This is a genomic window from Ottowia thiooxydans (assembly GCF_040548795.1).
GTDB classification, from domain to species: Bacteria; Pseudomonadota; Gammaproteobacteria; order Burkholderiales; family Burkholderiaceae_C; genus Ottowia; species Ottowia thiooxydans_A.
Genome location: NZ_JBEPSH010000003.1, coordinates 556,772 through 580,893, shown reverse-complemented (window position 1 = coordinate 580,893; position 24,122 = coordinate 556,772). Strand labels below are relative to the sequence as shown.

The following is a 24,122-nucleotide window of genomic DNA, read 5'->3' as shown; positions in this document are numbered from 1 at the left end:
TCAACCTCCGGTTACGTTGCCCTTGCGGATGATCTCTGCCCACTTGGAATTTTCCGCATGGACAAACTTGGAATAGGCCGCAGGGCTTTCACTTGTCTCCACCTCGCTGCCCCCATCGCGTGCCTTGGCCTGAACGGCAGGCGACTTCAAGGCCTTGTTGATGGCTGCATGTACCTGGTTGATGATGTCTGGCGGCGTCTTTGCGGGTGCCCAAAGCCCGGACCACGATTCCTGGATAGTCAGTGGATCGCCGGTCAACCCGTGCATCGTGGGTATATCGGGTAGCTCAGGCAAGCGCTTGGTGCTTGTGACTGCCAGCGCGCGGACTTTTCCACCCTTGACCTGAGGCACCGCGGTTCCCGCAGTCGGAAAAGCAAACTGGGTATCTCCGCGCAGTAGAGAGGCCGTGATCTCAACGGACCCACGCAGCGGAATGTGTACGGCCTGCAAGCCCTTGAGAGCTGCGAAGGTCGCCGCTGCCAGGTGCGCGCCGGTTCCTACACCGCCCGAACCGTAGTTGAACTTGCCGGGTGCTGCCTTGGCAGCGGCGGCCAGTTGATCCAAGGTTTTGTAAGGGGAATCGCTAGGGACAATGAGAATCGAGGGAGAGGTCGACATGTTTCCGGCAAACGCGAAATCCTTCAAGGGATCAAAGCTCAGCGTGGGCTGCAGTATCTTGAGGATGAGGTGTGTACTCGATCCCATGAGCAGCGTGTAGCCGTCTGCGGGCGCTGAGGCCACGAACTGTGCCGCCAGAACTCCAGCGGCTCCCACCTTGTTCTCCACCACGATCGGCTGCCCTATCGCCTCCCCAAGCGCGGGCGCCATCTGCCGCATGAGCACATCGGGGCCGCCTCCCGCGGCGTAGGGAACGATCACTCGAACAGGGCGATTCGGAAAATTGGATGCCCATGTTGCCCCGGTGGGTAGCGCCAGGGCAGATGCTGCCATGCAGAAGCTGCGTCGTTTCATGATGTCTCCTATGTGATTTTTCACCACTGTAGGCTTGTTATCTGATTCCAGGAACTGATAAATTTCTATTTACTGATAGCTTTTTGGAATTAGCATGGAAAACCCTGACTCGATCAACACTGGCGATGAAGAGCGCTTACGACGGCTGGTTCTGAGGCTTCGGTTCAGGCACTTGCAACTTTTGGCTGCGTTGCGAAAGGCCACAAGCCTGCATGCCGCAGCCAAACTGTTGCACCTGACTCAGCCATCGCTCAGCAAGATGCTTCATGAAGTGGAGCTGGCGTTTGGTCAGCCGCTTTTCCAGCGCACCGCGAGGGGCTTGGATCCCACCCCCTCAGGCCATTCAGCGATGCATGGAGCAGAAATGCTGCTGGGCGAGCTTGATCGCCTGTCCCGCGAGCTCAGTAGTCAGCCACCCCAGATGCTGCTCCGTATTGGCATGCCCCCATTCGTCGCTCATTCGCTGATGCCCCACGTTCTTGCCGAGCTTCGAAGCATGTCCAAGGAAGTCAGAGTGGAACTGACGGAAGGGGGCGTGCCCGGTTTGCACCGAATGCTGCTCGACGGCAAGCTCGATGCTCTGGTCACCAGCTTTGCCAGCGACATGTCCGAAACGGAAGGGTTGAGATTCGAGCGCCTTAAGACCACTCGTATCTCGGTCGTGGCTGCTGCGTCTCATCCCTTGGCCAGCAAACGCCAGATCAGTTGGGCCATGCTCTCAGAAGAGCCTTGGATTCTTCCGCCGCAGGACTCCCGGGTAAGGCGTTTTGTGAACGACATGTTTGCGCAGGCTGGTCGTATGACTCCCAACCCGATGATCGAGTCATCCAACCCTATCACGAACCTGCGGTTCGTGGCCGCAGGACTCGGGCTTGCGGCCGTACCTCAGGAATGCTTGCGACTCGTGGAAAACCCTGATGCCATCGCCAGCCTTCAGCTTCGAAGACGCTTGCCCGAGAGCATTCTCGCGCTTGTTCATAGAACTGACCTGAGTCATCCGCGCATGCGGATTTTTAGAGACGCCCTATGGAAGGCGAGCCAAAACAAGGCGGTTTTCTGACTGCCGAGAACGTCATTTCAAATTTCGCCTGTTGAAAAGTACGGAAAATCAGCTTGTTCTGGCGGCCTTGCAGACGCATCATTCAGCACAGAGACAAACACAAACCCGCGTTACTGCTGCAAGCCACATCTATGCCCATAGACAGCGCCACCATCAAGGCGGTTACCGCTAATCTTTACGAGCGCTCGCTCAAGAAAATTCCTGACGACACGCGACGCGTGCTCGCCACGACCGGAGCGCGCGAAACAAACCCCACAGCCAAGCGCACCATCACCATGATGCTGGAAAGCGCGGACTCGGCTGCGGGCAACGGGCAGCTCATCTGCAGCGATGTCGGCATTCCCACCTACAGCATCAAGGTCGGCACTCGCGTGCAGTTTGCCGGGCCCGTGCGCCAGGCCATCACCGAAGGCTTCGCTGAACTGGCGGCCAACATGAATCCGCCCATCCTGAAGATGGTCACGCACCCCTTGACGCACGAGCGAAGCTACGCTGGCAAGGATATTCCCATCGTCAGTTTCGACATGGTCGATGACGTCGATTACATGGACATTGTCTGCGCCCCCAAAGCCATGGGAACCGGACGTTGGGAGGCAGTTGAAGCCTTCGTCTATCCCACAGAGGAAGACGTGGAGAAATACGTGCTTGACGTGGTGCTGCGCGCCGGCTCACAGCCTTGCCTGCCGATTGTCGTCGGTGTGGGCATAGGAGGTACGTTCGATCAAGCCACACGCCTTGCCAAGGAGGCCGTGCTCCGTCCTCACGGCAAAGCTCAATCTGATCCGCTTTTGGAGCGTATGGAAAAACGCCTGCTCAATGCCATCAATGAAATGGGTTTTGGCGCAATGGGAACGGGTGGCGACACCAGTGCAATGGCCGTGAATGTGGACTATTCCGCGAGCCACGGATTCGTGCCGGTGGCCGTGTGCTTCAACTGCTGGATCAATCGCAGAACCGCTGCGCGCATCCATGGGGACGGGCGCGTGGAAATGCTGTACGAGTGAGCGCCGCGATGAGCCGTTTTCACGATTTGAAGCTTCCTCTTTCAGATGCCCAAGTGCGCGAACTGAAAGTGGGCGATATGGTGACCATCACGGGGCCTGTCACTGTAAGCATCGGAATACCCACGCACAAGCGCATGGCCGAGGCCGCTCGGTCCGGAACACCGTTGCCCGTGGATATTCGCGGCGGTGCCTTCTTTCATCTGAGCACCTTCGTACGGGAGCAAGAGGGCGTTTCGACACCGCTGTATCTCAATCCCAGCACCAGCACACGCTACAACGCCTGGATGCCCGACATCGTACGGGGCCTCGGTCCGCGTCTGGTGGGAGGCAAGGGTGGTTTAGATCAAGACAGTGTGGCTGCGTTGCGAGAGAGTGGCTGTGTGTACTTATCGTTCCTCGGCGGTGGTAGCCCACTGCTTTCTCGTGCTCTTCGTGGTGTGCATAGCTCGCACTGGAACGAGTACATCTCGCAATTTCGATTGCTGACGCTGGATGTCGAAGCACTCGGACCGGCCACGGTCTCGATTGATTCGCACGGTACCAGTGCCTATGACGATCTGGTTGGCCAAGCCCAGGCGCGTCTGCCCGGCATTCTTGAGCGCATGCGCAAGGCGCGCCAGATTGGTTGATGGACCGAGCCGCCTCACGGGCTTTTCAAATAATTAAAGGAGAACTGATGAAACGAAGAACATTCAAGATGGCCGTGGCCGCACTGGTTGCAGGCTTGGCCGTTGGCGCGCCTGCATTGGCTCAGAGTAACTGGCCGAACAAGCCCGTACGCATACTCGTGCCATTTCCCGCTGGTGGAAGTACCGATCTGGTGGCGCGCTACATTGCGCAAGGTCTGTCGGACAAGCTCGGCCAGCAGTTCATCGTTGACAACCGCGGCGGCGCTGGCGGCAACATTGGAACGGACGCGGTTGCGAAGGCTGCTCCTGATGGCTACACCATTGGCTTGTCCACCTCAGGCCCGTTGGTCAATAACAAGTTTCTTTATAAGAGCATGCCTTTCGATGCCGATAAAGAACTGGCGCCTATCGCCCTGGTCTGCGAGATCCCGTTGGTGATCATGAGCAACCCGAAAGTACCAGCCAAGAACCTCAAGGAGTTCGTGCAGCTGGTCAAAGCCAAACCACAGAGTTACTCTGTGGGGCAGCCAGGCAATGGCACGATTGGTCATCTCGCGCTGGAGCAGCTTTCTCTGGTGAGCGGAACCAAGTTCACCACCGTCCCTTACCGCGGCGACGTTCCCGCCATGACTGATTTGCTGGGTGGCAGCATCCAGGCGCTGTCTGCGCCGATCACGGCGTTCATTCCCAATCTGAGCGCCGGCAAGCTCAACGGCCTGGCGGTGACTTCATCGGCCCGATATCCAGGTTTGCCCAACATCCCGACAGCCAGGGAGCAGGGCATTGATATGGTCGCGACCGTGTGGTTTGCGGTAGTGGGCCCTGCCGGCACACCCCCTGCCATCATCGAAAAGCTCAACTCCGAGATTAACGCCATCGTTGGTACCACCTACGGCAAAGCCAAACTGCAGCAGTATGGTGCCGTCGTGAATACCGGCACGCCAGATCTGCTTCGCAAGATGATGGATGAAGACTCCAAGAGATGGCAGAAGGTGATTTCAACCGCTGGCGTCACCATCAACTGAGTCCATCAGTACTTAAATTCAGGACCCCTCATGAGCTCATCTTCCCGCCCCCTTCTGTTCGATTCGCACGCTCACCTGGTTGCCGATGACCAGACTGCCTATCCGCGCAACCCCATGCAACGTGCGGCCAACGCGCCTCCACGTCTGCCTGGCGTCATTGGCACGCCTGGAGGCCACCACGGTCCCAAGCCCATTAACGAGGTGCCGGATGTCTCGCGCATGCTCGAGTGGATGAAAGAGGAGAACGTTGACGGCGCGGTAGCTGTGCAAAAACGCATGATCTACCGTTACGACAACAGCTACATCCTGGATTCATCGGACAAACATCCAGACATCTTCTCGGCCGTGGTCATTCTCGACGCGGAAGACGCAGGAACTGCACCACTGGTGCGCCGCTATATCGAGAACAATGGGTTGGCCGGAGTTCGCCTTTTTGGTGGCCGCCAACCTGACGGCAGCATGCCATGGCTCAATTCACCCATGGCCCTCAAGACCTGGGAAGTGGCCAATGAATTTGGCCTCGTCATGGACCTGGAGGTGCTGGCCATTGGAGGAGGTGGCCCCTCGATTCCCGCGCTGATAGCGTTGTCTGAAAAGTACCCGAATGTACGCATCGTTCTGGACCACCTGCTCGAGCCAGAGATGGACGAAGGCGAACACTTTGGCCTCGACGAGCGTTACGAGACTCTCTCTCCCGTAAAGAATATTTCTTTCAAGTGGACTTCGATCAACCTCGATATCTGCCGAGAAATGGGAATCCCCGCTGACAAAGTGCTGCGCCGGGCGGTCGATCTCTACGGCGCCGATCGTGTGATGTGGGGATCAGACATTGGTACCTCTTCGGGCACCTACAAGGACATGGTGCAACGCGCCATCGACTCCACGACATTGCTGAGTGATGCAGAGAAGCGTGCCGTATTTCACGACACAGGACGCCGCATATTCTTCAAGGGCGGTGGTGGCCGAAGCGCTTGACAGAAAGAGCAGTCAATCCGCCCACACGTCCGAGGTTTTGCCGCGAGGATACGAATGACCCAACCTGATTCCAGCTTCACCACCTTGGACGCTACCACCATGGACACGGCCACAGCCTACCGATTGCTGGTTGGCGCAGTGGTGCCACGTCCGGTGGCATGGATCACCACGCGCAGCAAAGACGGCGTGGTGAATGCGGCGCCTTTCAGTTCATACAACTATGTGGCCCACAGTCCACCCATGGTGGCGGTCAACATAGGTAGCCGAGACGGGCAGCTCAAAGACACGGCGCGCAACATCACGCAAACAGGTGAGTTCGTGGTCAACGTAGCCACCTTCGAAGCCATGGAGCTGATGCATGGCAGCGCAGCAGAGTATCCACCTGAGGCCAGTGAGATAGAGGCCTTGGGAATCGAGCTCATCCCCAGCGAGCGTATTGCGCCGCCACGTATCGCGATGTCCCCCATACAAATGGAATGCCGGCTTGAGAGGGCCATTACCTTGGGCCGTGGGCTCAATACGCTTTATATCGGGGAAGTCCTGCTATTTCATATCTCATCGACCGTGTTCGATGGGCGTTACATCGACAGCGTGAAGATGCGACCCATCTCTCGCCTGGGTGGCCCGCTCTACGCAGAGCTTGGTGAGCTGCACAACCGTCCTCAATTGCAGAAACCTCCAAAGTGAAATGAACATGTCCAATTCCTTCAAGCTAGGAACATTCGTCAAGACTGCGTCACCGCATGTCATCGAGGTGCTTGGCACCACTCGGCTCGATTTCGTGTGCATTGACGCGGAGCACGCTCCAATGGACCGCGCTGTGCTCGACATCATGGTGATGGCCGCTCGCACCACCAGGTTGCAGGCCTTTGTGCGTATTCCCGAAATCAATCCAGCTGTGGTGCTCTCCACATTGGATATCGGCGCCACCGGCCTGTTGGTTCCTCATGTCGATAGTGCTGATCAGGCTGCCGAAGTGGTTGCCATGGCCCGCTATAAGGGTGGTTTGCGCGGCTTCTCAAGTTCACCGCGTTTCGCAGGTTATGGCAGCCTGGGCATGAAGGAAGCGCTTCGCGCAGGGGACGAAGCACAGATCATCTGCCAGATCGAATCTGAAGAAGCACTCAAGTCTGCCGCTGCCATTGCGGCTGTGCCCGGTGTCGCCGGACTCTTTGTAGGCCGTGCCGATCTCGCGCTTTCGATGGGGCTTGATAACCCGCGCGACGAACGCGTGACCCAGGCCACGCTCGACATACTCCGCGCGGCACGGCAGGCGGGAAAAATCGCCGGTGTGCACGTGGGCAACAACGCCGAACGCGACCAATTCGCCGCCGAGGGCGCCGATTGGTTCATTGTTTCTTCTGACCAGACCCTGCTGCGCCAAGCCGCGCAGGGCATAGCGCACGTTGACTGAACTCTGCAGGAGCCACCATGCCATTTCTTCCTTCCCAGCTTCCTACCTACGCACGCCATCACGAATATGCGCCACGCGAGGTGCCCGGTGACACATGTCTTGCCTGGATCACGCGCGGCGCCAATTTCAACGTTGTCATCTCGCGCGCATCGGACGGCGACACGTTGACCCGTGACAACATAGACGAATATGTTCTCGTAGTGCCTCCCGATGTTCCTGGGCTTTCCGTACAGGTCGAAGCTGGTGGGGAAACTTTGCACGCAGGTTCAGACAGCCTGACCATCGTGCCCCCGGGTCCGAGCAAGCTTCGAGTACAAGGGTCCGGTTTAATTGTTCGCGTGTTCTCGAGCGACGTGACCGATTTGTTGGAGCTGGCTGATAACCACGAAGCCTATCGAATCCCCAACCCTGATTGTGCTCCCCTGGTGCCTTGGCCGGAGCCCATCGGCGGATACAAGCTGCGCCACTATCGCTTGGCCGACTATGTCACAGAGGGCAGTCAGCTGCGAGTATTCCGTACCCGCAAACTGATGATCAATCCTTTGCTCAAGCGCAACTCTCCGCGCGACATCCATAAACTCAGCCCGCATACCCATTCAGATCTGGAGCAGGGCTCTCTGGCCTTGCAGGGCACCTACGTCCATCATTTGCGCTACCCATGGGGCGTTGACATGGACTTCTGGCGTGAAGACGATGCAGTGCAAATAGGTAGCCCATCCTTGACGGTGATTCCACCCAAGGTGCTCCATACCAGCCGCAATGTAGATGGGCCTGGCGTGTTGCTCGATATCTTCGCGCCTCCTCGCTGGGATTTTTCTCGCAAAGGACAAGTCTGCAACCAGGACGAATACCCCATGCCCGTGGATCCTGCCACAGCGTGAGAACTTAAAGATTGCCCAGCCTGGTGCCAATGAGGTGAGAAAGATCCTGCAAGGGCTTAAGGTAGCGGGCAACGGCTTCATCGTCGCTGATGGCCGATGCGATCCAGGTCATTCCTAATGAGGCGACCACACGCTTGTCTTCCATAACAGGGACTGCAAGCGTGCGCGAAACCGGTCTGATGCCCGGTTCGCGCAAGGAGTAACCTCGCTTGCGGGTCTGGCGCAGCATGGTCATGGTGGTTGCATGGTCGTGAGCAATGGCATCCTCCTCGTTAGTCGACAACTTGAGAATGTCCAGCAGGGCCTTTCTTTCCTGAACGCTGCAGAAAGCGAGGTAGGCACGACCCAACGCTCTCCCGGTGAGCGAAAGGCGCATGTTGATCGTAGAGTGCAGCAGAGCGAGTGGCGAGTTGGGAATAGTGCTGTAACGCACTACAACCGCGTCGTAGTCCAGCACAGCCACGGCCAAGGGCCACTTGATCTTCCGGGTCAATGCGTCAGCGGGCTGAGCTGCCGCTTCAACGATGCGTGGTTCCCCGTGATAGCCCGCCGCCAGCATCTTCACGCCTGAGGCCAGGCGGTACGCTCCATACTGCGGGGCATGGGTGACGAGATCCTTGCCTTGCAAGGTCTCCAGCAAGCGGACCAGCGTGGGCTTGGGTATGCGCGTTTGTTGGTAGAGCTGCTCCAGTGTGGACACCGGAGATCGGTTCAGGGCCAGCAGAACCTCTAGAGCACGCTCTACTGATCGGACGGGAGCAAATGACGGCATTGCAGGCTGTGTAGAGTGGGAAGGCCTTTACACCGAATTATGTTCAATCGACACACCGTTCGGGCTGAGGTTCCATGATCTCTATTAAGCATTAAAACCGTTCGGGCGGAGGTGCTAAGGTTTCTGTTAAGCATTAAAACCGTTCGGCCTGAGCCTGTCGAAGGCTTGCGCAACGCCACTTCGCCAAGCGCAGCCCGAACGGTTTTAGTTAATTCAAATGCCACTTTCCGCTCGACCAAAATCACAGAACCTCAGCGCGAACGGAGTTTGAAACTGTCGCAGCCTAGCTTAGCGCTTCAATCTCTCGACACCCGGATCAGGCCCTAACCGGCAACCCTATCAGCTTCTCCAGTTCGGCGTGGCTTAAACCATCCACTTTATCAATCAGGCGCAAACCATCGTCACCGCACTCCAGTGTCGCGAGGTCTGAATAGATGCGTTTGACACAAGCCACGCCAGTCAAGGGATAGCTGCAGCTTTCAACGACCTTGCTCTGGCCTTGTTTGGTCAGCAGATCCATCATGACCCAGGTCTGCCTTGCTCCAACTGCCAAATCCATGGCCCCACCCACTGCGGGGATGGAGTCGGGCTCACCAGTACTCCAGTTGGCCAGATCACCGGTGGCAGACACCTGGAAGGCACCCAACACGCAAATATCAATGTGACCGCCGCGCATCATGCCAAAGCTGTCTGCATGGTGGAAATAGCAGCCGCCTGGCAGCAGGGTCACCGGTTGTTTACCTGCGTTGATGAGATCGTAGTCTTCTTCTCCAGCGGCAGGCGCTGGGCCCATGCCCAGAATGCCGTTTTCACTGTGCAAGACCACTTCTACGCCAGTTGGCAGGTGATTGGCCACTTGAGTGGGCATGCCAATGCCCAGGTTGACATAGGCACCATCGTGAATGTCGCGTGCGACACGTTGGGCCAGTTCGGTCTTGGTGCGGCGGGTGTAGCTCATAGGGTGTCCTTTCATGCGGCCTTGAAGCCACCTGCCTGCGTTTGCGTGCGGGCGATGCGCACGATCTGGTTCACATGAATGCCTGGGGTAACCACGGTCTCAGGGTCGAACTCACCCAGCTCCACAATCTCGTGGACGGTGGCGACGGTCTTGCGCGCTGCCATGGCCATCACGGGTCCAAAGTTGCGAGCGGCCTTGCGGTACGTCAGGTTGCCCCAGCGGTCTCCGCGTTCGGCCTTGATCAGTGCAAGATCGCCGTGGATGGGCTCTTCCAGCACATAGCCTTTACCGTTGATGATGCGGGTTTCCTTGCCTTTGGCCAGTTCTGTGCCATAGCCTGTGGGTGTGAAGAAGCCGCCAATCCCTGCACCTGCAGCGCGCAGGCGTTCGGCCAGGTTGCCTTGAGGCACGAGTTCCAGCTCCAGTTTGCCGCTGCGGTAGAGACCGTCGAAAACCTGGCTATCTGCCTGGCGAGGAAAACTGCAGACTACTTTGCGTACACGGCCGGCCTTGAGCAATGCGGCCAGACCAGTCTCACCGTTGCCTGCGTTGTTGTTGACTACAGTCAGATCACGCGCTCCCTGCTCAATAAGCCCGTCAATGAGCTCACCGGGGATGCCCGAGGTACCGAAACCACCGATCAGCACGGTGGCGCCATCCTGGGTATCTGCCAGTGCGGCGGCGATCGATTCAGCGATTTTATTGATCACATGTCCCTTTTCTGTTCGTAGTGCGAACATTTGTTCATAATACGAATTATAAAGAACTTCAGATTTCAATTCAAATCCCGCCATGAACAACCGCGCCGAGCCCACTACGCCACGCCCCGGTGATAACTATGTACAGTCGTTTGCGCGTGGCCTGCAGGTTTTGAGAAGTTTCAGCGCCCAGGCACCTCGCCAGACACTCAGCGAAGTGGCCGAACGTGCGAGTCTTACCCGTGCGGGTGCGCGCCGTATCCTGCTGACGCTGCTCACTTTGGGCTATGTGCAGTCCGACGGCAAGCTGTTCTGGTTGACCCCTCGCGTACTTGACCTGGGCTTTGCATACCTTTCCTCCATGCCGATCTGGGATTTGGCAGAGCCTGCGGTAGAGGCTTTGGTCAATCGCGTCAAGGAGTCGAGTTCCGTAGCAGTGCTGGATGGCGCGGAAGTCGTCTATGTGATGCGCGTGCCCACCCAAAAGATCATGAAAATTTCCCTTGGCATTGGTTCGCGACTACCTGCTTTCTGCACCTCGCTCGGCCGCGTGCTGCTGTCAGATCTTGAAGACAGCGAAATCGTAAGGCGCCTGCAAAGTGCTCCGCGTACCGCGCTTACCCGCCACACGGTGACTGAAATACCCAAGCTCCTGAGCCGAATTCAACAGGTGCGAAAGCAGGGCTGGTGTCTGGCCAATCAAGAGCTTGAAGAAGGTTTGATATCGGTTGCAGCCCCACTTCATGGCGCAGATGGGCGCATTGCCGCAGCCATCAATGTCAGCGGGCAGGCCAACCGAACCAATGCCCAAGCCATCCAGGAGCAAATCCTGCCGCACTTGCTGGACACCGCGCAGACCATCAGCAGATTGCTGCGGCACAAGGGTGGGTGAGTGGCTCCATGAATCGGACTTGCGACGTGATATACATCGCCTTGACTTCGCTGCAGTACCGCCTTTGAACGTAATTTGACCGAGCTGAAATGAGTAGAGTGCTCCCTTTCGTTTGTCCTCCCGCCTATCCGTTTGCACGTCAATGGATCGAGGCGCTCCAAGTTGCCATGCCAGACGAGAAGATCATGGTCTTCGAGGAACTTGATGCCGAGCAACGTGCATCATGCGATGTCGCCATCGTTGCCAACCCGCCAGTCCAGAGCCTTCGAGAATTACCTCATCTCAAGTGGGTGCACAGTGTGTGGGCCGGCGTGGAGCGACTGGTGGCTGATCTCGCAGATCTCGACTTGAAGATCGTGAGGCTGGTTGACCCGAAGATGGCTGAAACCATGGCAGAGGCGGTACTCGCCTGGACGCTTTACCTTCATCGCGATATGCCTCGCTATGCCCGGCAGCAGGCGTCCCGCCAATGGCTGGAGCATGAGTATTTGAGCGCGGAAGAGAAGACAGTTTCGCTGTTGGGTCTGGGCGCCATGGGGGCCGCCTCAGCTGCGAACCTGCGAGCCGCTGGGTTTCAGGTTTGCGGCTGGAGTCGGACACCCAAATCGATTGAAGGCGTGCAGTGCTACTCGGGCGAACAAGGTTTGCAGCAGATGCTGGCGCGTACTGATATTCTGGTTTGTCTGGTGCCACTTACCCCGCAGACAAAACACATCGTGAACGCCAAGTTGCTTGGGGCCTTGCCTCGGGGCGCGTCCATCATCAACTTCGCCCGCGGCCCTGTAGTGGACGATCTTGCCCTTAAGCAGGCGCTGGACGCGGGGCATCTCTCACATGCCGTACTTGACGTATTCAATCAGGAGCCGCTGCCCGCAGACGAGTGGCACTGGGTGCATCCTCGTGTGACTGTCTTGCCGCATATCTCAGGCCCTACCAATCGACGCACCGCTTCGGCTTTGGCTGCGGCCAATATCCATAGATACCGCACGGAGGGCAGCTTGCCTCCCACCGTTGATAGAGCCAAAGGCTACTGACATACCGCTCATACCGCGCAGCTGCGCATTGCATTCGCTCACTCCAGTTTCATACCACTGCTACCTCTGGTGGCCACTCGCTAAAGGAAATCTCATGACACGTGACTTTGCCCCGAAGAACCAGGATCTTTTCGATCAAGGCTTGTCTACCCGCCGAGAGGTATTGGGCTCAGAGTATGTTGATGCAGCCCTGAAGAACGCCACGGACTTCAACATTGATATGCAGGAGATGGTGACGCAGTACTGCTGGGGCGACGTGTGGAACCGACCTGGCCTGGACCGCAAGACGCGCTCATTCCTGAACCTGGCCATGCTGACCGCACTAAACCGTCCGCATGAACTCAAGCTTCACGTTCGTGGCGCCATCAATAATGGCTTGACCAAAGAAGAGGTCAAGGAAGTCTTTCTGCAAGCCGCTATCTACTGCGGCGTTCCCGCCGCCATCGATTCATTCCGAGTGGCCTCGGAAGTGTTCAAAGACATGGAAGCCTGAGCCGACCGACCGCTAGGCATGCGCTCGACATTGCGGCGTTTGCGGATCGCCTCGCATGGCCATCTGGAGCTATGCGAGCCCCCGGCATCTGGTGGAAAAGCCGCGCGTCAGATTCGCGCTCCGATGCCCGTCAATGCGTCTGAGCCTTCAAGCGCCAGGAAGATCTAGATTGCCCTGACCTGCCGTGATCAACAACTGGAAAAATTTCAGGGCCGCCGGAGACAGCGTGCGGTTGCTGCGTTGAATCAATCCAATCGTGCGCGAGATTTCAGGTTGCTCCAGTCGAACGCCCGTCACGGCACCTTTCCCTCTGGGGAGCGAAAGTTCCGGCACGATCGCCACCGCAAAGCCATTTTCAACGACACCTATCAAGGTTGAAACATGCCGAACCTCACAGACGGGGCGCGGGAGGCCTTTCACATAAGCCAAAGCCTGGTCTATGAGCACCCGGTTTCCGCTCTCATGCGATACCAAGGCGTAGGGATGCTTAGCCAGCTCGCTCCAGCGGACGGACCTCCTCCTGGCCAAAGGATGATCTGATCGGCATGCCAGTACAAAAAGCTCCTTGAAAAGTGCTGTGAACTGAACATCCGGATCCTGCATGCCGGTGTAGCCCAGCGCGAAATCAGCAGCCCCTTCCTTCACACTGGCCAAAACTTCATCGGCCCCTTCTTCAATGATGCGAATCAGAACATGAGGGTGTTGCTCGCTGAAGATGCGCATCACGGATGGAAGAAAGTGATGCACGGCGGAAAAGACGCAGCCGACCGTGATATCACCCGCTTCTAGATGCGCAACATCTTGGAGATCTACAACGGATCGATCAAGATCTTCAATGGCATTTCGCACTTGCGCCAGGAAGCGCTGTCCCATTGCGGTGAGCTGAACTTTCCTGGAAGTTCGATCGAACAACCGTACATCAAGCAATTCCTCCAGGTGAGAAATGCGGCGCGAAAGTGCTGGTTGAGAAAGATGCAGTGTGTTGGCTGCGCGCGCGAAGCTGCTGAGCTCCCCCACGGCTACGAAGGCACGAAGATCGGCAAGGGTAGGTTTTGTCATCGACTCATCGTTGCGGTGATTGCATTGATCAATAAGAACAATGCAATTTACAGGATATCTGTTCAACGTCAAGATGCGCCCAGCTTCCGCAGTGATCGGAAGGTCGAAACGAGTGGATGTGGCAAATGCCACGCTGATCAACGTAATCGCTTCCGACACCCACACCTTCGACTACGGCGACACCCACCTCAAGACCATCATCCATGCAGCGGGTCCCTTGTGCTCGCTGGTTGGCACTCGCCGAAAAGACCGGTACCACCGGCCAGCAAGTGTCTTCATGCCATCAGTTGGCTGCATTTATTCAAAAACCTTGGAGACTTCATGCCATACCTCGCCTCTTGCCAATCTGCCTCTGATGACGCTTGCCAATCGGATCGTCGCGCTTTCGGTGTGAGACTGCGAACGCTAGCGTGCGCAGTCTTGAGCCTGACGGGATTGTCCGTAGCCGCTCAAGACAACATGACGCGCATCATCGTTCCCTTTGCCGCTGGTGGACCCAACGATGTGGTGGCTCGTATTGCTGCACGTGCCATGGCGGAGCCTCTGGGCACTACGATCATCGTGGAGAACAAACCGGGCGCCACGGGAGCCATAGCCAGCCAATATGTCGCTGACTCGAAGCCAGATGGAAAAACCATGCTGCTGGCCAGCAGCAGTACGATGCTCTCACCGCTGCTTCTCAAGCACGTCAAGTTCAATCCGCTGAAAGACTTCATCCCGATCGGAGTGATGGCCACGGACGACAACATTCTGGTGGTTCACCCCTCAGTCAAGGCCAGCAACGTACAGGAGCTGATCGCTCTCGCAAAGGAAAAACCAAATGGGCTCAACTACTCAACCTCTGGAAACGGTAGCAGTTACCATCTGGGAACGGAGCTGTTCAACTCCCTTTTGAACATCAAGATGACGCATGTTCCGTATAAGGGTACGGCGCCAGCAGTGGCTGACCTTCTGGCCGGCCATGTTCAAGTGCAGTTCCAAGCTGTCTCGCAAGCCACTGGCAATATCGCCTCTGGCCGTGTCCGTCCATTGGGCATCGCCAGCCTGAGTCGTCATCCTGCCTACCCGCAGATTCCTCCTCTCTCGGAAGCGGCCAATCTTCCTGGCTTCGAATTCTCAACGTGGATGGGTATCTTTGTGGCGGCGAACACACCTGAGCCTGAACTAGCCAAGTTGCGAGCAGCACTCACCAAGGCAGCAGCACAACCTGAAGTACGCAAACAACTGACCGATATCGGCATGCGACCCGTCAGCATGTCGCCGGATGAAGTCATGGCCCGTATCAAAGGCGATATCGACAAGTGGGGACCTTTCATCAAGAAGAACGCGATTTCGGCGGACTAAGCGCATCAAGACCCGGGAGAATCTGGATATGGGATTGGTATCAACACTCTTGCCATTCCGCGATGCGGTGGTCCGGTTTCGAGCGGGTAGCTGCTCGCCGCGCGAATATCTTGAGCAGGCGATCGAACATGTCACTCAAGCTGAGCCCACGTTGGAGGTGTTCGCACATCTGGATCTGGAGAGCGCTCGCAAACTTGCGGATGCTTCGACCGAGCGGTACCGCCAGGGGCAGGTGCTTTCGCCGATTGACGGAATGCCGATGGGTATCAAGGACATCATCGATACCTCAGACATGCCCACTCAAATGGGCAGTGAGATATATGCAGGCTGGCGTCCCATGGCCGATGCAGCCTGCGTACAGGCTCTGCGTCTTGGCGGAGCGCTTAGCCTTGGCAAGACGCGGTCAACGGAATTCGCCATAGGGCGTGCCACCATCACCCGCAATCCCCACGACACGGGGCGCACGCCAGGTGGCTCATCTTCTGGTACGGCGGCAGGGGTGGCAAGCGGCATGTTCTGCGCGGGCCTGGGTACTCAGACACAGGGCTCCATCGTGCGGCCTGCCAGCTATTGCGGTGTGGTCGGCTACAAGCCAACGTGGGGCGCTTTGCCATTGAATGGTGTGCACTCTGTATCCACTAGCCACGACCATTTAGGGGTGATTGCCGAGAGCGTTGAGTCCGCCTGGCAAGTGGCCAGATGGATCGCTCAAAAGACGCCCATTTTGTTTCGCCATGGACTTAACGGAGCGCCTGATCACGAATTGCCACCCAAGCCCGTGCGACGCCTGGCGGTTCTGCGAACCGCTGGGTACAGTGAGTTGGACGAAGGCTCTTTGGCGGCTTTTGAAGGGCAGCTTCAAGCGTGGCGAGCCAAAGGAATAAAGATCGTTGAACCTTGCGAAGACAAGGCTCTTTCAATGTTCTGCGCGGAGGTTGAACAGATCCCTGCAGCATCAATGAGCATGGTGGCGCATGAGATGCAATGGCCCTATCTTTCCTATCTGGAGAACCACGGAAAACTCGTGAGCGAGAAGATTCACCATCTCGTTCAGCAGGGCGCAGGGGTAGATCGGTTGCAGTATGAACGGCTATTGCGGCTGCGTACAAGTCTCGGAGTGCAGGTCCAAGCCTTGGGCGAGTACTACGACGCGTTCGTGCTCCCCGCTGCCTCGGGCGTAGCTCCAGTGGGGCTTGAAAACACCGGGTCTCGCACCTTGGTGGTGTATAGCTCGTTTCTTGGTTTGCCGGCTTGCAGCCTTCCGTTGCTGCAAGTGAACGGCTTACCACTAGGTGTTCAATTCATGGGCTCTCGCAACGGCGATTACCGCCTCTTGGGCCACGCCCAGTGGCTGATGACTGCGCAATCCACTTGAGCTCCTGTTGACTCGAGTCGCCGCCGGAGCGTAGGTGCTCATGAGTTGACGTGCACTCCCCACGGGGAACACGCAAGATTACATGCGCAAGCTGAGAGCGGTATTAGGTACTGACTAGTGCCGTTCAACAGTAACCGTGCTTCAGCTATGGAAGTGGTGCCCCCATCAAACGGGGCCTTGACGGGCCAGGATTTCCACCGCTTCCCGCTTGGTGTGCCGACGCTTGCGCACTCATCCGTGTCCGAATCTGAGTTGTTCACTCAACTCAGCTCCCCATCCCCCGCGGTGTCTGGCTGGCGATCTTTACGCGATCACCTGCTGGAGGACACATTTCGGTCCGAGTGTGATTGGGGCAGCCACATCGCATGAGGACCAGGCGGTCTATCAGGGTCGCGTCGATGATCTAGGTAATAACCCTATGCTAAAAAGTTTTGTATCGACCTAAGATGCATTCAAAATTTGCACGGAATAAACAATTAACGAAGTGATGGTTCAATTAAGCGTTGAAAATTTGCGTGAAATACTAAATCAAGAACGTGCCAGGAGCGGCCGAAGCCGCGTGGGCGAGAAGGCTCTTGTGGTGTTGGAGGACATGTTGAACCGTCCAGGGCCGGCGGCGGTAGACAGTATTTCTGAGCTGGCGGCAAAGAATGGCGTCGATCCTTCAACGCTTACCCGCTTGGGCAAGAGGCTAGGTTTTGCCGGCTTTGCGGAGTTGCAGGATGTCTTCCGCCGTCAAGTAGCTCAGACCCAGCCGTTCTATAGCAGCCGTGTACAAGAGCGCGTGGCGGAGCCGGTGGGTATAGATGATCCGCAGGAGTTGATTCGCATCCACGCTCAGTCTGAGTGCCAACGTGTGCTCAAACTCGCAAACAGCTTGGATGCCGATGCCGTGACGCGCGCGGTCGATGCCATTGTTTCAGCCAGACATGTGCATGTACTGGCCATGCGCGCCACTTATGCCTTCAGCCACTTTTTTGGTACCTACCTTGGAACTTTGCGCGAGAACGTGACCATTTTGGGAGTTCCGGGGCAGGGGCTCACCTTGGAACTGGCCAGTCTCACCCCTGATGACTTGTTGGTCGCGGTGAGTTTCCGCCCGTACACGCGCGCAGTGGTGGCAGCCGTTGAAGTCATGAAAGAAAACGGAGTGCCCATCCTGGCGCTTACGGATGCGGATTCCCCAATTCAAGTAGGTCCTGAGCATGGCACTTCGGTCGTCATTGACGAACCCTTTTACTTCGATTCAGCGACATCTCAGTTCTTTGCAATTCAGACTATTTTGCTGGCTGCCGCACGCCGATTGGGCCCTTCTGCTGTCGCCATGGTCAAGCGCCGCGAACGACTGGACAAAGCACTGAACGTAGAAATTACCTAGAAGATTTTTCCCTTATGCCCGGTCGTTTTCCGACGACTTACTTCAATTTGCCCAATGACAGCACAAACCTCCGGTTCGACAGCCATCCAGCATGCGATAGACGAAGCCAAGAGCCGCTATCGCGCAAGCAATCCCAAGAGCTGGGCGCAGCACCAAAAGGCGGCTCGCGTTTTGCCGGGTGGCAACACCCGTACGGTTCTTTTCAGCGACCCTTTCCCGATTACGCTGGCCTCGGCCGAAGGCTGCCGGGTGACTTCACTGGACGGTCAGACCTATACCGACTTTCTAGGAGAGTTCACGGCGGGCCTTTACGGTCATTCTGACCCTATCCTTAAACAGGCCATGATGCTCGCCATGGAAAGTGGGTGGGTGCGCGGTGGTCACATCGAGCAAGAAGAGCAACTGGCAAGCTTGATCTGCAATCGGTTTCCATCCATAGCGCAGATTCGTTTTGCCAACTCCGGCACCGAAGCCACGCTTTATGCACTCTCCAGCGCACGCGTGGTCAGTGGAAAAAACAAGGTCGTCGTATTTGAAGGTGCATACCACGGCGGTGTCTTTACCTTCGGTGCGCAGGTGAGCCCCTTGACTGCTCCCTTTGACTTTGTGCGCGCCCCCTATAACAACTGGGAGGAAACTGAGGCATTGCTGAACGCGAATAAAGATGATCTCGCCTGCGTGATCATTGAACCCATGCAAGGCTCGGGCGGTTGCATTGTGGCTGATCCGGACTTTCTCAGGGCCTTGCGTGACTGGACAAAAGCCCGTGGCGTGATCCTGATCTTCGATGAAGTTCAGACTTCCCGTTTGGCAGGTGGGGGGCTTCAAGGCGTCTACGGTATCGAGCCCGACATGACCACGCTTGGAAAATACATTGGCGGTGGATTTAGCTTCGGCGCCTTTGGTGGCCGTGCCGACATCATGGAAAGGTTCAATCCCCTGCGCCCAGACTACATAGCGCACGCTGGTACCTTTAACAACAACGTATTCACGATGTCCGTGGGGGTGGCTGGCCTTTCAAAGGTGTACACCCCCGAAGCTGCGGCAGCGCTTACGTCTCGCGGAGACGCTCTGCGAAATCGGCTTAATGAGATTGCCAGCAACGCCAGTTTTCCCATGCAGTTTACGGGCATCGGCTCAATGATGAACGTGCATATGTGTGAGGGGCCGGTCCGCAGCATCCGCGACTTGGTAGGCAGCAACTTGCCGCTGCGCGACTTGTTCTATTTCGATTTGGTTGAGCAAGGTTACTGGCCTGCGCGGCGTGGAATGTTCAACCTCTCGCTGCCGATGGGCGACGCAGAGATCAGCGGGCTGACGGATGTTGTCGCACGCTTCGTGCGAGATCGAAGCGCGCTTACCCAATGAGTTGGGGCAATCCCTTTACTGACAGGCCCCTACGAAATGACCCACGAAGACATACAGATGCTCAAGAAGTTTGACGCCGAGATAGACAAGCTGGCTCAGGTGGCTGAGCAGCTCTTTCTCAAGATTGCAGAGGCGTCGCGTGATGGAGAAGGAATCACCCGGCCGGCCTATTGCGAGCAAGAGACTACTGCCGGTAACGTCCTGCGTGAGTTTGCTGAAGCAGAAGGACTGCGTTGTGGTCCCGACGCAGTCGGCAATTTCGAGTACGAGCTCGAGGGCAAAGACAAGAATAATTTTGTCTTGATGGGCTCTCATCTGGACTCAGTTCCCATTGGTGGCAACTATGACGGCTTAGCCGGGGTGGTGGCTGGTGTTCTTCTTCAGGTGGCACTCAAGCGCTGTGGTCTGGTGCCCAAGTTCAGCTTGAAAACCATTGGATTCAGAGGGGAAGAGAGTCCGTGGTTTGGTACTGCTTACATCGGAAGCCGGCTGCTTCTAGGCGAGTTCGCGGGCGAACAACTCACATCTCTCACGCACAGTTTGACTGGTCTGACATTGCAGCAGCACCTGCACGAGCTCGGCGTCAGCATTGATGCCGCTGCGGCCGGCACGAAGAGGCTCGACCTGAACTGCGTTAAAGCCTATCTGGAACTTCATATTGAACAGGGGCCACTTCTGGAAGCCGAAGGCGTTCCCATAGGCGCTGCGTTGGCCATAAGGGGGAATATTCGCCGGCCTTTTGCTTCTTGCCGAGGTGAGTATGCGCACTCTGCTGCAACTCCGCGTCATCTTCGCAAGGACGCCGTCATCGCGACGGCGCATTTAGTCGCTGCTGCGGACCGGTTCTGGCAGGAGTTGATTGATGCTGGCGGCAACGACGACCTGATCATCAACTTCGGAGTTTTCGCCACCAACGCCGCAGAACACGCACTGACAAAAGTATCTGGCGAGGTCACGTTCAGCCTTAACGTGGCGGGCACTAACAACGCCGTCCGGGACGCCTTGTATGAACGCATCTTGAACGAAGCGGCACGCCTGGAGAGGGAATTTCGGGTGTCCTTCGACTTTGGTTCAAAGGTCGGCACAGATGCGGTTCAGCTCGATGCAGGTTTGATTTCGAAGACAGAGAAAGCCGCTAACGAACTTGGGCTTGCGGTGTTGACCATGCCTACGGTGGGTCACGACGCAGCCTTGTTTGCGAGAGCAGGGGTGCCAGCAGGCATGGTGCTTATCCGCAACCAGAACGGAAGTCACAACGTCCATGAATCCATGGAAATCCGGGATTTTCTCGACGGCATCAAGGTGCTGGCCCGTTGCGCGCTGGAGCCAATTTAGCTTTCTTTTGGTCTGACTCAGCTTTTGGATTTCATTTTTACAGGAGAAATCATGATGAAAAAACTCTGGCGTTTTCCGCTTCTTTGCCGCGCTTTGCTCGGCCTCGGGGTTGTAGCAGCCTGCGCTGCTCCACCGGCATTCGCAGCCTATCCAGATCGCCCTGTGAAAGTGTTGGTGGGATTTTCCGCAGGCGGCACTACGGATATTGCGGCGCGCATCATTGCCGCTGAGTTGACCAAGAGCCTGGGCCAGTCATTTGTTGTGGAAAACAGGGCCGGTGCGAGTAGCAACCTGGCTACCGCTCAAGCTCAGGCTGCTGCGCCCGATGGATATACGCTACTGGTGTTTGCCGTGACCTCAGCGATCAATCAGACTTTGTTCAAGAACCTCAAGTTTGATATCACGACCGACTTCGAACCTGTTGCCAACTTTTTTCTCTCTCCTAACTTGCTCGTGGTTAACCCATCACTTCCCATTAAGAATGTGAAGGAACTGGTGGAATACGCCAAGAAGAATCCAGGCAAGCTGGCATTTGCATCTGCGGGTACTGGAGGTTCAACCCACATGGCAGGTGAACTCTTCAAGATTCAGGCGGGCGTTGATATGCTGCACGTTCCTTACAAGGGCAGTGCGCCTGCGCTTCAAGACCTGATCGCTGGCCAAGTACAGTTGAGCTTCGACAACATGCCGTCGGCGCTGCCCCATGCCCGCGCCGGTAAGTTGAGAGCGCTTGCAGTCACAAGCCGTGAGAGATCCCCAAGTGCTCCTGATATTCCTACAGTGGCCGAGGCTGGATACCCCGAGTATGCAGTTTCGGCATGGTTCGGCATGCTCGCTCCCAAGGGTACCCCATCTGACATCGTGATGAAGCTCAACGCGGCTGTCAACAAAGCGCTGGCGGAGCCATCGGTTCGTCAGAAATTGGATCAGATGGGCGCCATCCCCTCACCTATGACCCCGGCCGAGTTTGGCCGCTTCGTGAAAGCGGAGACCGACATGTGGGGTAAGGCTGTTCGCGCTTCAGGCGCAACCAGCGAGTGAGATTGCTGCCATGTTCAATCAACTTTTAGCTGAAGGTACGGCCAAGGTATCGAGCGAGGAACTTCGCGGGAAGATCCAAACAGTACGCGGACTGATAGAACCGGATTCCCTGGGTAAGACGCTGATGCACGAGCATTTGCTGTGGGACATCCGAAGCGCGGAGCAGAAAGCTGCTGTGGATCAGGGGCCAGAAATTACGCTCTGCAACTGCTACAAGATCAATTATGGTCGCTTGAAGGTTCCAAGAAATAAAATCTTCAGGAGCTGGGAAACCGCGACGCGTGAAGTTCAACTCATGCTGGATGCGGGTGGTAATTCGATTGTCGAACTCAGCAATGGCGGCTTGGCGCCAGATCCGCTCGGCCTTAGAAATATCGCAGAAAGCACAGGCGCCCATATAGTGATGGGCTGCGGCCATTACGTTGATGCCTATCAGGACGATAGCAATCGAGACCGCTCGGTTGAGAGCTTTGCCCAGGAAATCAGATCGCAGATTCTTGAAGGTGCATGGGGCACTGACGTTCGCGCCGGCATCATTGGCGAAATCGGATGCCAGGCGCCTTGGACAGACCTTGAGAAGAAAGTCATGCTTGGTGCGCTGATCGCACAGGCCGACACCGGCGCTGCGCTGAATGTACACCCCGGCCGGCACGAAGATCAGCCGAAAGAAGTGATCGACTTCATGGTCAGTCACGGCTACCCTGTTGAACGGGTGATCATCAGCCACATCGACCGGACCATTTTTGACAACGAGAGAATTCTTCGTCTCGCTGACACTGGTTGTGTCTTGGAGTTTGATCTTTTCGGTCAGGAGCACTCGTACTATTCGCTAGGCGACATTGATGGGCTCAATGATGCAATGCGACTGAAATACATCCGTACCCTCATTGACCGTGGGTATTTGGCGCAGATCGTGATCAGCCATGACATTTGCCATCAAACCCGACTCGTCAGCAATGGTGGCCACGGCTATGGGCACATCTTTGAGAACGTAATCCCGATCATGGACCGCCATGGGTTCACTGAACAGGAGAAGTCTGCAATCCTGGTGGAGAACCCTAAGAGGCTGCTGACGTTTGCCTGAGGGCAGCCCTCCAGCAGAGCAAGGTGATGCGAGTCAGCTCTGATCCGATCATAAAATCAACACTGCATGTCAGGAGCTTGGCGCACATCTCGCGGGCCACCACAAAGACACGTCAAGCCTTGGCACTCGTTCTTTTTGCCCAGCGCAGCACACCGGTCGCGCAGATCAGTGCCACGAACAATCCGCCCAAACTGATCGCTAAACGTCCGGGCACTCCCAGGAGTTTCCCGGAGTGAACAGGATAAAGCCACACCAGGAAGCGATCAGAAGTTGATCCGCTGATATATCCAAAGCGGCTGAGCAAATTGCCGGATTCGTCGTCAACGAATATCTGTTCATACCGAACTCGAAAAACATGCTCACGCAGTCCGTTCTCCTTAAACGCAGCGCGATACAGACCTCGTGAGGCGTCATAACCCAAGTACCAATTTTCATAGTCACGCGCTTCATCTGGCAATAGCGCGCGGGCTCGATCGAGGGCTTGCTCAGGAGAAAGTACTGGCGACTTGGCCAATGGTGTTGAAGCCTTGGGTATGGTGGTGAAAGGGTGTGGCGTGATGGGGCCGAACAGGCTGACTACTGGTTTGAAAAGCTCGTTCCCAAGATTGAGGTAGATACCGGTGAATGCGGTGGACAAGGTAAGCGGCAGTACCCATAAACCGGTGGCCCTGTGCAGATCATTGATTTTCCGAAAGCCTTTGGTTCCTCCTTTGATCTTCCACGCTGGCTTCCATCGACTCCAGTAGGTGGTGACCTTCGGTTGTCTCGTACCTAGCTCTGATGCCTTGCTCGTTTTCAGTTTGGCCGGCAGCGTGAGGTAGAGGCCTGCCAAAGATATGAACAGCCACACCACTGCCACCGAGCCCAGCAGTTGATTTCCTATGCGGCCCGGCAGGGTAAGGCTGCGGTGAAAGCGGTTCATCCACGGCATCAGGTGAGCACGATCCCATTGCCACACTCCCCACTGACGCGACCCAAGCATACGGCCTGTCGTGGGGTCTACGAACAGACGATCAAAACCAATGGATGCTCGGTGGGGGCCTGTGATGGTTTTCGGTTCTACGTGTACCTCGCGCGCTTGCCCTGGCTGTGTGTCCAACGGCATTTGCGTCACGCGCAGTCTTGGATCTTGCTCTTCGATTTTGGCAATCAACGCATCAAGCGGTAGTGCTGCCCGGGCTGTTTCCGTATAGAAAAGCTCGGGGTTGAGCCAGGAGTCCAGCTCGTGTTCGAACGCTATCAAGCTTCCCGAGAGGCTGCTTGCCAACAGAACGATCGCGACACTGAGGCCGCACCAGCGGTGCAGCCTGCGGAGCAGGGCGCGCACCCGA

Annotated in this window: 25 protein-coding genes; 19 read left to right on the top strand and 6 right to left on the bottom strand. The window is 56.7% G+C overall.

What is annotated here, in order from left to right; all coding sequences use genetic code 11:
- On the bottom strand, positions 1-972 hold the full coding sequence (locus tag ABIE13_RS09540) for a Bug family tripartite tricarboxylate transporter substrate binding protein (protein WP_354442898.1): 972 nt from the start codon (positions 970-972) through the stop codon (positions 1-3).
- 94 nt (positions 973-1,066) lie between these two features.
- On the opposite strand from ABIE13_RS09540, the gene ABIE13_RS09535 reads away from it, so the two are divergent.
- From ABIE13_RS09535 to ABIE13_RS09500, 8 genes are all read left to right on the top strand, one after another.
- On the top strand, positions 1,067-2,032 hold the full coding sequence (locus tag ABIE13_RS09535; protein ID WP_354442897.1) for a LysR family transcriptional regulator: 966 nt from the start codon (positions 1,067-1,069) through the stop codon (positions 2,030-2,032).
- Between the two features lie 131 nt (positions 2,033-2,163).
- Complete coding sequence (locus ABIE13_RS09530; RefSeq protein ID WP_354442896.1) at positions 2,164-3,036, top strand: fumarate hydratase; 873 nt, start codon at positions 2,164-2,166, stop codon at positions 3,034-3,036.
- A gap of 8 nt (positions 3,037-3,044) precedes the next feature.
- Complete coding sequence (locus ABIE13_RS09525) at positions 3,045-3,665, top strand: fumarate hydratase C-terminal domain-containing protein (protein WP_354442895.1); 621 nt, start codon at positions 3,045-3,047, stop codon at positions 3,663-3,665.
- Between the two features lie 47 nt (positions 3,666-3,712).
- A complete protein-coding gene (locus ABIE13_RS09520) occupies positions 3,713-4,690 on the top strand; it encodes a Bug family tripartite tricarboxylate transporter substrate binding protein (RefSeq protein WP_354442894.1) in 978 nt (325 codons plus the stop codon).
- A gap of 30 nt (positions 4,691-4,720) precedes the next feature.
- Positions 4,721-5,665, top strand: a complete 945-nt coding sequence (locus ABIE13_RS09515) for an amidohydrolase family protein (RefSeq protein ID WP_354442893.1) — start codon at positions 4,721-4,723, stop codon at positions 5,663-5,665.
- A gap of 54 nt (positions 5,666-5,719) precedes the next feature.
- On the top strand, positions 5,720-6,352 hold the full coding sequence (locus tag ABIE13_RS09510) for a flavin reductase family protein (RefSeq protein WP_354442892.1): 633 nt from the start codon (positions 5,720-5,722) through the stop codon (positions 6,350-6,352).
- A 7-nt stretch (positions 6,353-6,359) separates the two neighbouring features.
- The gene (locus ABIE13_RS09505) at positions 6,360-7,079 is read left to right on the top strand and encodes an HpcH/HpaI aldolase family protein (RefSeq protein ID WP_354442891.1); all 720 of its coding nucleotides are present in this window, start codon (positions 6,360-6,362) and stop codon (positions 7,077-7,079) included.
- A 17-nt stretch (positions 7,080-7,096) separates the two neighbouring features.
- Positions 7,097-7,960 carry a hypothetical protein gene (locus ABIE13_RS09500; RefSeq protein ID WP_354442890.1) on the top strand — a complete coding sequence of 288 codons (864 nt, stop codon included), beginning with the start codon at positions 7,097-7,099 and terminating at the stop codon, positions 7,958-7,960.
- 4 nt (positions 7,961-7,964) lie between these two features.
- Here the strand turns inward: ABIE13_RS09500 and ABIE13_RS09495 are convergent, their stop codons facing one another.
- The 3 genes from ABIE13_RS09495 to ABIE13_RS09485 all read right to left on the bottom strand — a co-directional run bounded on the left by ABIE13_RS09495 (position 7,965) and on the right by ABIE13_RS09485 (position 10,400).
- Positions 7,965-8,732, bottom strand: a complete 768-nt coding sequence (locus tag ABIE13_RS09495) for a DNA-binding transcriptional regulator (protein WP_354442889.1) — start codon at positions 8,730-8,732, stop codon at positions 7,965-7,967.
- A 316-nt stretch (positions 8,733-9,048) separates the two neighbouring features.
- A complete protein-coding gene (locus ABIE13_RS09490) occupies positions 9,049-9,690 on the bottom strand; it encodes a 3-oxoacid CoA-transferase subunit B (protein WP_354442888.1) in 642 nt (213 codons plus the stop codon).
- 11 nt (positions 9,691-9,701) lie between these two features.
- Positions 9,702-10,400: a 3-oxoacid CoA-transferase subunit A gene (locus ABIE13_RS09485; protein ID WP_354442887.1), complete on the bottom strand. Its 699-nt coding sequence runs from the start codon at positions 10,398-10,400 to the stop codon at positions 9,702-9,704.
- Between the two features lie 82 nt (positions 10,401-10,482).
- Between ABIE13_RS09485 and ABIE13_RS09480 the strand changes: the two genes are divergently transcribed.
- The 3 genes from ABIE13_RS09480 to pcaC all read left to right on the top strand — a co-directional run bounded on the left by ABIE13_RS09480 (position 10,483) and on the right by pcaC (position 12,807).
- Positions 10,483-11,280: an IclR family transcriptional regulator domain-containing protein gene (locus ABIE13_RS09480; RefSeq protein ID WP_354442886.1), complete on the top strand. Its 798-nt coding sequence runs from the start codon at positions 10,483-10,485 to the stop codon at positions 11,278-11,280.
- 89 nt (positions 11,281-11,369) lie between these two features.
- Positions 11,370-12,314 (top strand): 2-hydroxyacid dehydrogenase, encoded by a 945-nt coding sequence (locus tag ABIE13_RS09475; RefSeq protein WP_354442885.1) that lies wholly within the window; start codon positions 11,370-11,372, stop codon positions 12,312-12,314.
- 94 nt (positions 12,315-12,408) lie between these two features.
- Positions 12,409-12,807 (top strand): 4-carboxymuconolactone decarboxylase, encoded by a 399-nt coding sequence (pcaC, locus tag ABIE13_RS09470; protein WP_354442884.1) that lies wholly within the window; start codon positions 12,409-12,411, stop codon positions 12,805-12,807.
- A 147-nt stretch (positions 12,808-12,954) separates the two neighbouring features.
- Here the strand turns inward: pcaC and ABIE13_RS09465 are convergent, their stop codons facing one another.
- Positions 12,955-13,866 (bottom strand): LysR family transcriptional regulator, encoded by a 912-nt coding sequence (locus ABIE13_RS09465; protein WP_354442883.1) that lies wholly within the window; start codon positions 13,864-13,866, stop codon positions 12,955-12,957.
- A gap of 40 nt (positions 13,867-13,906) precedes the next feature.
- On the opposite strand from ABIE13_RS09465, the gene ABIE13_RS09460 reads away from it, so the two are divergent.
- From ABIE13_RS09460 to ABIE13_RS09425, 8 genes are all read left to right on the top strand, one after another.
- Positions 13,907-14,260, top strand: a complete 354-nt coding sequence (locus ABIE13_RS09460) for a hypothetical protein (RefSeq protein WP_354442882.1) — start codon at positions 13,907-13,909, stop codon at positions 14,258-14,260.
- Between the two features lie 65 nt (positions 14,261-14,325).
- Positions 14,326-15,210, top strand: a complete 885-nt coding sequence (locus ABIE13_RS09455) for a Bug family tripartite tricarboxylate transporter substrate binding protein (RefSeq protein ID WP_354442881.1) — start codon at positions 14,326-14,328, stop codon at positions 15,208-15,210.
- 28 nt (positions 15,211-15,238) lie between these two features.
- Positions 15,239-16,585: an amidase gene (locus tag ABIE13_RS09450; RefSeq protein ID WP_354442880.1), complete on the top strand. Its 1,347-nt coding sequence runs from the start codon at positions 15,239-15,241 to the stop codon at positions 16,583-16,585.
- Between the two features lie 592 nt (positions 16,586-17,177).
- Positions 17,178-17,963, top strand: coding sequence for a MurR/RpiR family transcriptional regulator (locus ABIE13_RS09445; RefSeq protein WP_354442879.1), 786 nt, complete (start codon positions 17,178-17,180; stop codon positions 17,961-17,963).
- 54 nt (positions 17,964-18,017) lie between these two features.
- The gene (locus tag ABIE13_RS09440) at positions 18,018-19,331 is read left to right on the top strand and encodes an aspartate aminotransferase family protein (protein ID WP_354442878.1); all 1,314 of its coding nucleotides are present in this window, start codon (positions 18,018-18,020) and stop codon (positions 19,329-19,331) included.
- Between the two features lie 36 nt (positions 19,332-19,367).
- Positions 19,368-20,666 carry a hydantoinase/carbamoylase family amidase gene (locus ABIE13_RS09435; RefSeq protein ID WP_354442877.1) on the top strand — a complete coding sequence of 433 codons (1,299 nt, stop codon included), beginning with the start codon at positions 19,368-19,370 and terminating at the stop codon, positions 20,664-20,666.
- Positions 20,667-20,720: 54 nt separating this feature from the next.
- Entirely contained in the window at positions 20,721-21,707 is a 987-nt protein-coding gene (locus ABIE13_RS09430) for a Bug family tripartite tricarboxylate transporter substrate binding protein (protein WP_436278397.1), read from the top strand.
- 10 nt (positions 21,708-21,717) lie between these two features.
- Positions 21,718-22,791, top strand: a complete 1,074-nt coding sequence (locus ABIE13_RS09425; protein ID WP_354442875.1) for a phosphotriesterase family protein — start codon at positions 21,718-21,720, stop codon at positions 22,789-22,791.
- 112 nt (positions 22,792-22,903) lie between these two features.
- On the opposite strand, the gene ABIE13_RS09420 is transcribed toward ABIE13_RS09425, so the two are convergent.
- Positions 22,904-24,118, bottom strand: a complete 1,215-nt coding sequence (locus ABIE13_RS09420; RefSeq protein WP_354442874.1) for a PepSY-associated TM helix domain-containing protein — start codon at positions 24,116-24,118, stop codon at positions 22,904-22,906.
- Between the last annotated feature and the right edge of the window lie 4 nt (positions 24,119-24,122).

Bases quoted from the DNA above. Each gene is read 5' to 3' on its own strand.
- ABIE13_RS09525 (WP_354442895.1), top strand. From the start codon at position 3,045: ATGAGCCGTTTTCACGATTTGAAGCTTCCTCTTTCAGATGCCCAAGTG.
- ABIE13_RS09530 (WP_354442896.1), top strand. From the start codon at position 2,164: ATGCCCATAGACAGCGCCACCATCAAGGCGGTTACCGCTAATCTTTAC.
- ABIE13_RS09445 (WP_354442879.1), top strand. From the start codon at position 17,178: ATGTTGAACCGTCCAGGGCCGGCGGCGGTAGACAGTATTTCTGAGCTG.
- ABIE13_RS09500 (WP_354442890.1), top strand. From the start codon at position 7,097: ATGCCATTTCTTCCTTCCCAGCTTCCTACCTACGCACGCCATCACGAA.
- ABIE13_RS09515 (WP_354442893.1), top strand. From the start codon at position 4,721: ATGAGCTCATCTTCCCGCCCCCTTCTGTTCGATTCGCACGCTCACCTG.
- ABIE13_RS09440 (WP_354442878.1), top strand. From the start codon at position 18,018: ATGACAGCACAAACCTCCGGTTCGACAGCCATCCAGCATGCGATAGAC.
- ABIE13_RS09430 (WP_436278397.1), top strand. From the start codon at position 20,721: ATGAAAAAACTCTGGCGTTTTCCGCTTCTTTGCCGCGCTTTGCTCGGC.
- ABIE13_RS09475 (WP_354442885.1), top strand. From the start codon at position 11,370: ATGAGTAGAGTGCTCCCTTTCGTTTGTCCTCCCGCCTATCCGTTTGCA.
- ABIE13_RS09460 (WP_354442882.1), top strand. From the start codon at position 13,907: ATGCAATTTACAGGATATCTGTTCAACGTCAAGATGCGCCCAGCTTCC.
- ABIE13_RS09450 (WP_354442880.1), top strand. From the start codon at position 15,239: ATGGGATTGGTATCAACACTCTTGCCATTCCGCGATGCGGTGGTCCGG.
- ABIE13_RS09495 (WP_354442889.1), bottom strand. From the start codon at position 8,732: ATGCCGTCATTTGCTCCCGTCCGATCAGTAGAGCGTGCTCTAGAGGTT.
- ABIE13_RS09435 (WP_354442877.1), top strand. From the start codon at position 19,368: ATGACCCACGAAGACATACAGATGCTCAAGAAGTTTGACGCCGAGATA.
- ABIE13_RS09505 (WP_354442891.1), top strand. From the start codon at position 6,360: ATGTCCAATTCCTTCAAGCTAGGAACATTCGTCAAGACTGCGTCACCG.
- ABIE13_RS09540 (WP_354442898.1), bottom strand. From the start codon at position 972: ATGAAACGACGCAGCTTCTGCATGGCAGCATCTGCCCTGGCGCTACCC.
- ABIE13_RS09535 (WP_354442897.1), top strand. From the start codon at position 1,067: ATGGAAAACCCTGACTCGATCAACACTGGCGATGAAGAGCGCTTACGA.
- ABIE13_RS09480 (WP_354442886.1), top strand. From the start codon at position 10,483: ATGAACAACCGCGCCGAGCCCACTACGCCACGCCCCGGTGATAACTAT.
- ABIE13_RS09425 (WP_354442875.1), top strand. From the start codon at position 21,718: ATGTTCAATCAACTTTTAGCTGAAGGTACGGCCAAGGTATCGAGCGAG.
- ABIE13_RS09510 (WP_354442892.1), top strand. From the start codon at position 5,720: ATGACCCAACCTGATTCCAGCTTCACCACCTTGGACGCTACCACCATG.
- ABIE13_RS09465 (WP_354442883.1), bottom strand. From the start codon at position 13,866: ATGACAAAACCTACCCTTGCCGATCTTCGTGCCTTCGTAGCCGTGGGG.
- ABIE13_RS09520 (WP_354442894.1), top strand. From the start codon at position 3,713: ATGAAACGAAGAACATTCAAGATGGCCGTGGCCGCACTGGTTGCAGGC.
- pcaC (WP_354442884.1), top strand. From the start codon at position 12,409: ATGACACGTGACTTTGCCCCGAAGAACCAGGATCTTTTCGATCAAGGC.
- ABIE13_RS09455 (WP_354442881.1), top strand. From the start codon at position 14,326: ATGACGCGCATCATCGTTCCCTTTGCCGCTGGTGGACCCAACGATGTG.
- ABIE13_RS09490 (WP_354442888.1), bottom strand. From the start codon at position 9,690: ATGAGCTACACCCGCCGCACCAAGACCGAACTGGCCCAACGTGTCGCA.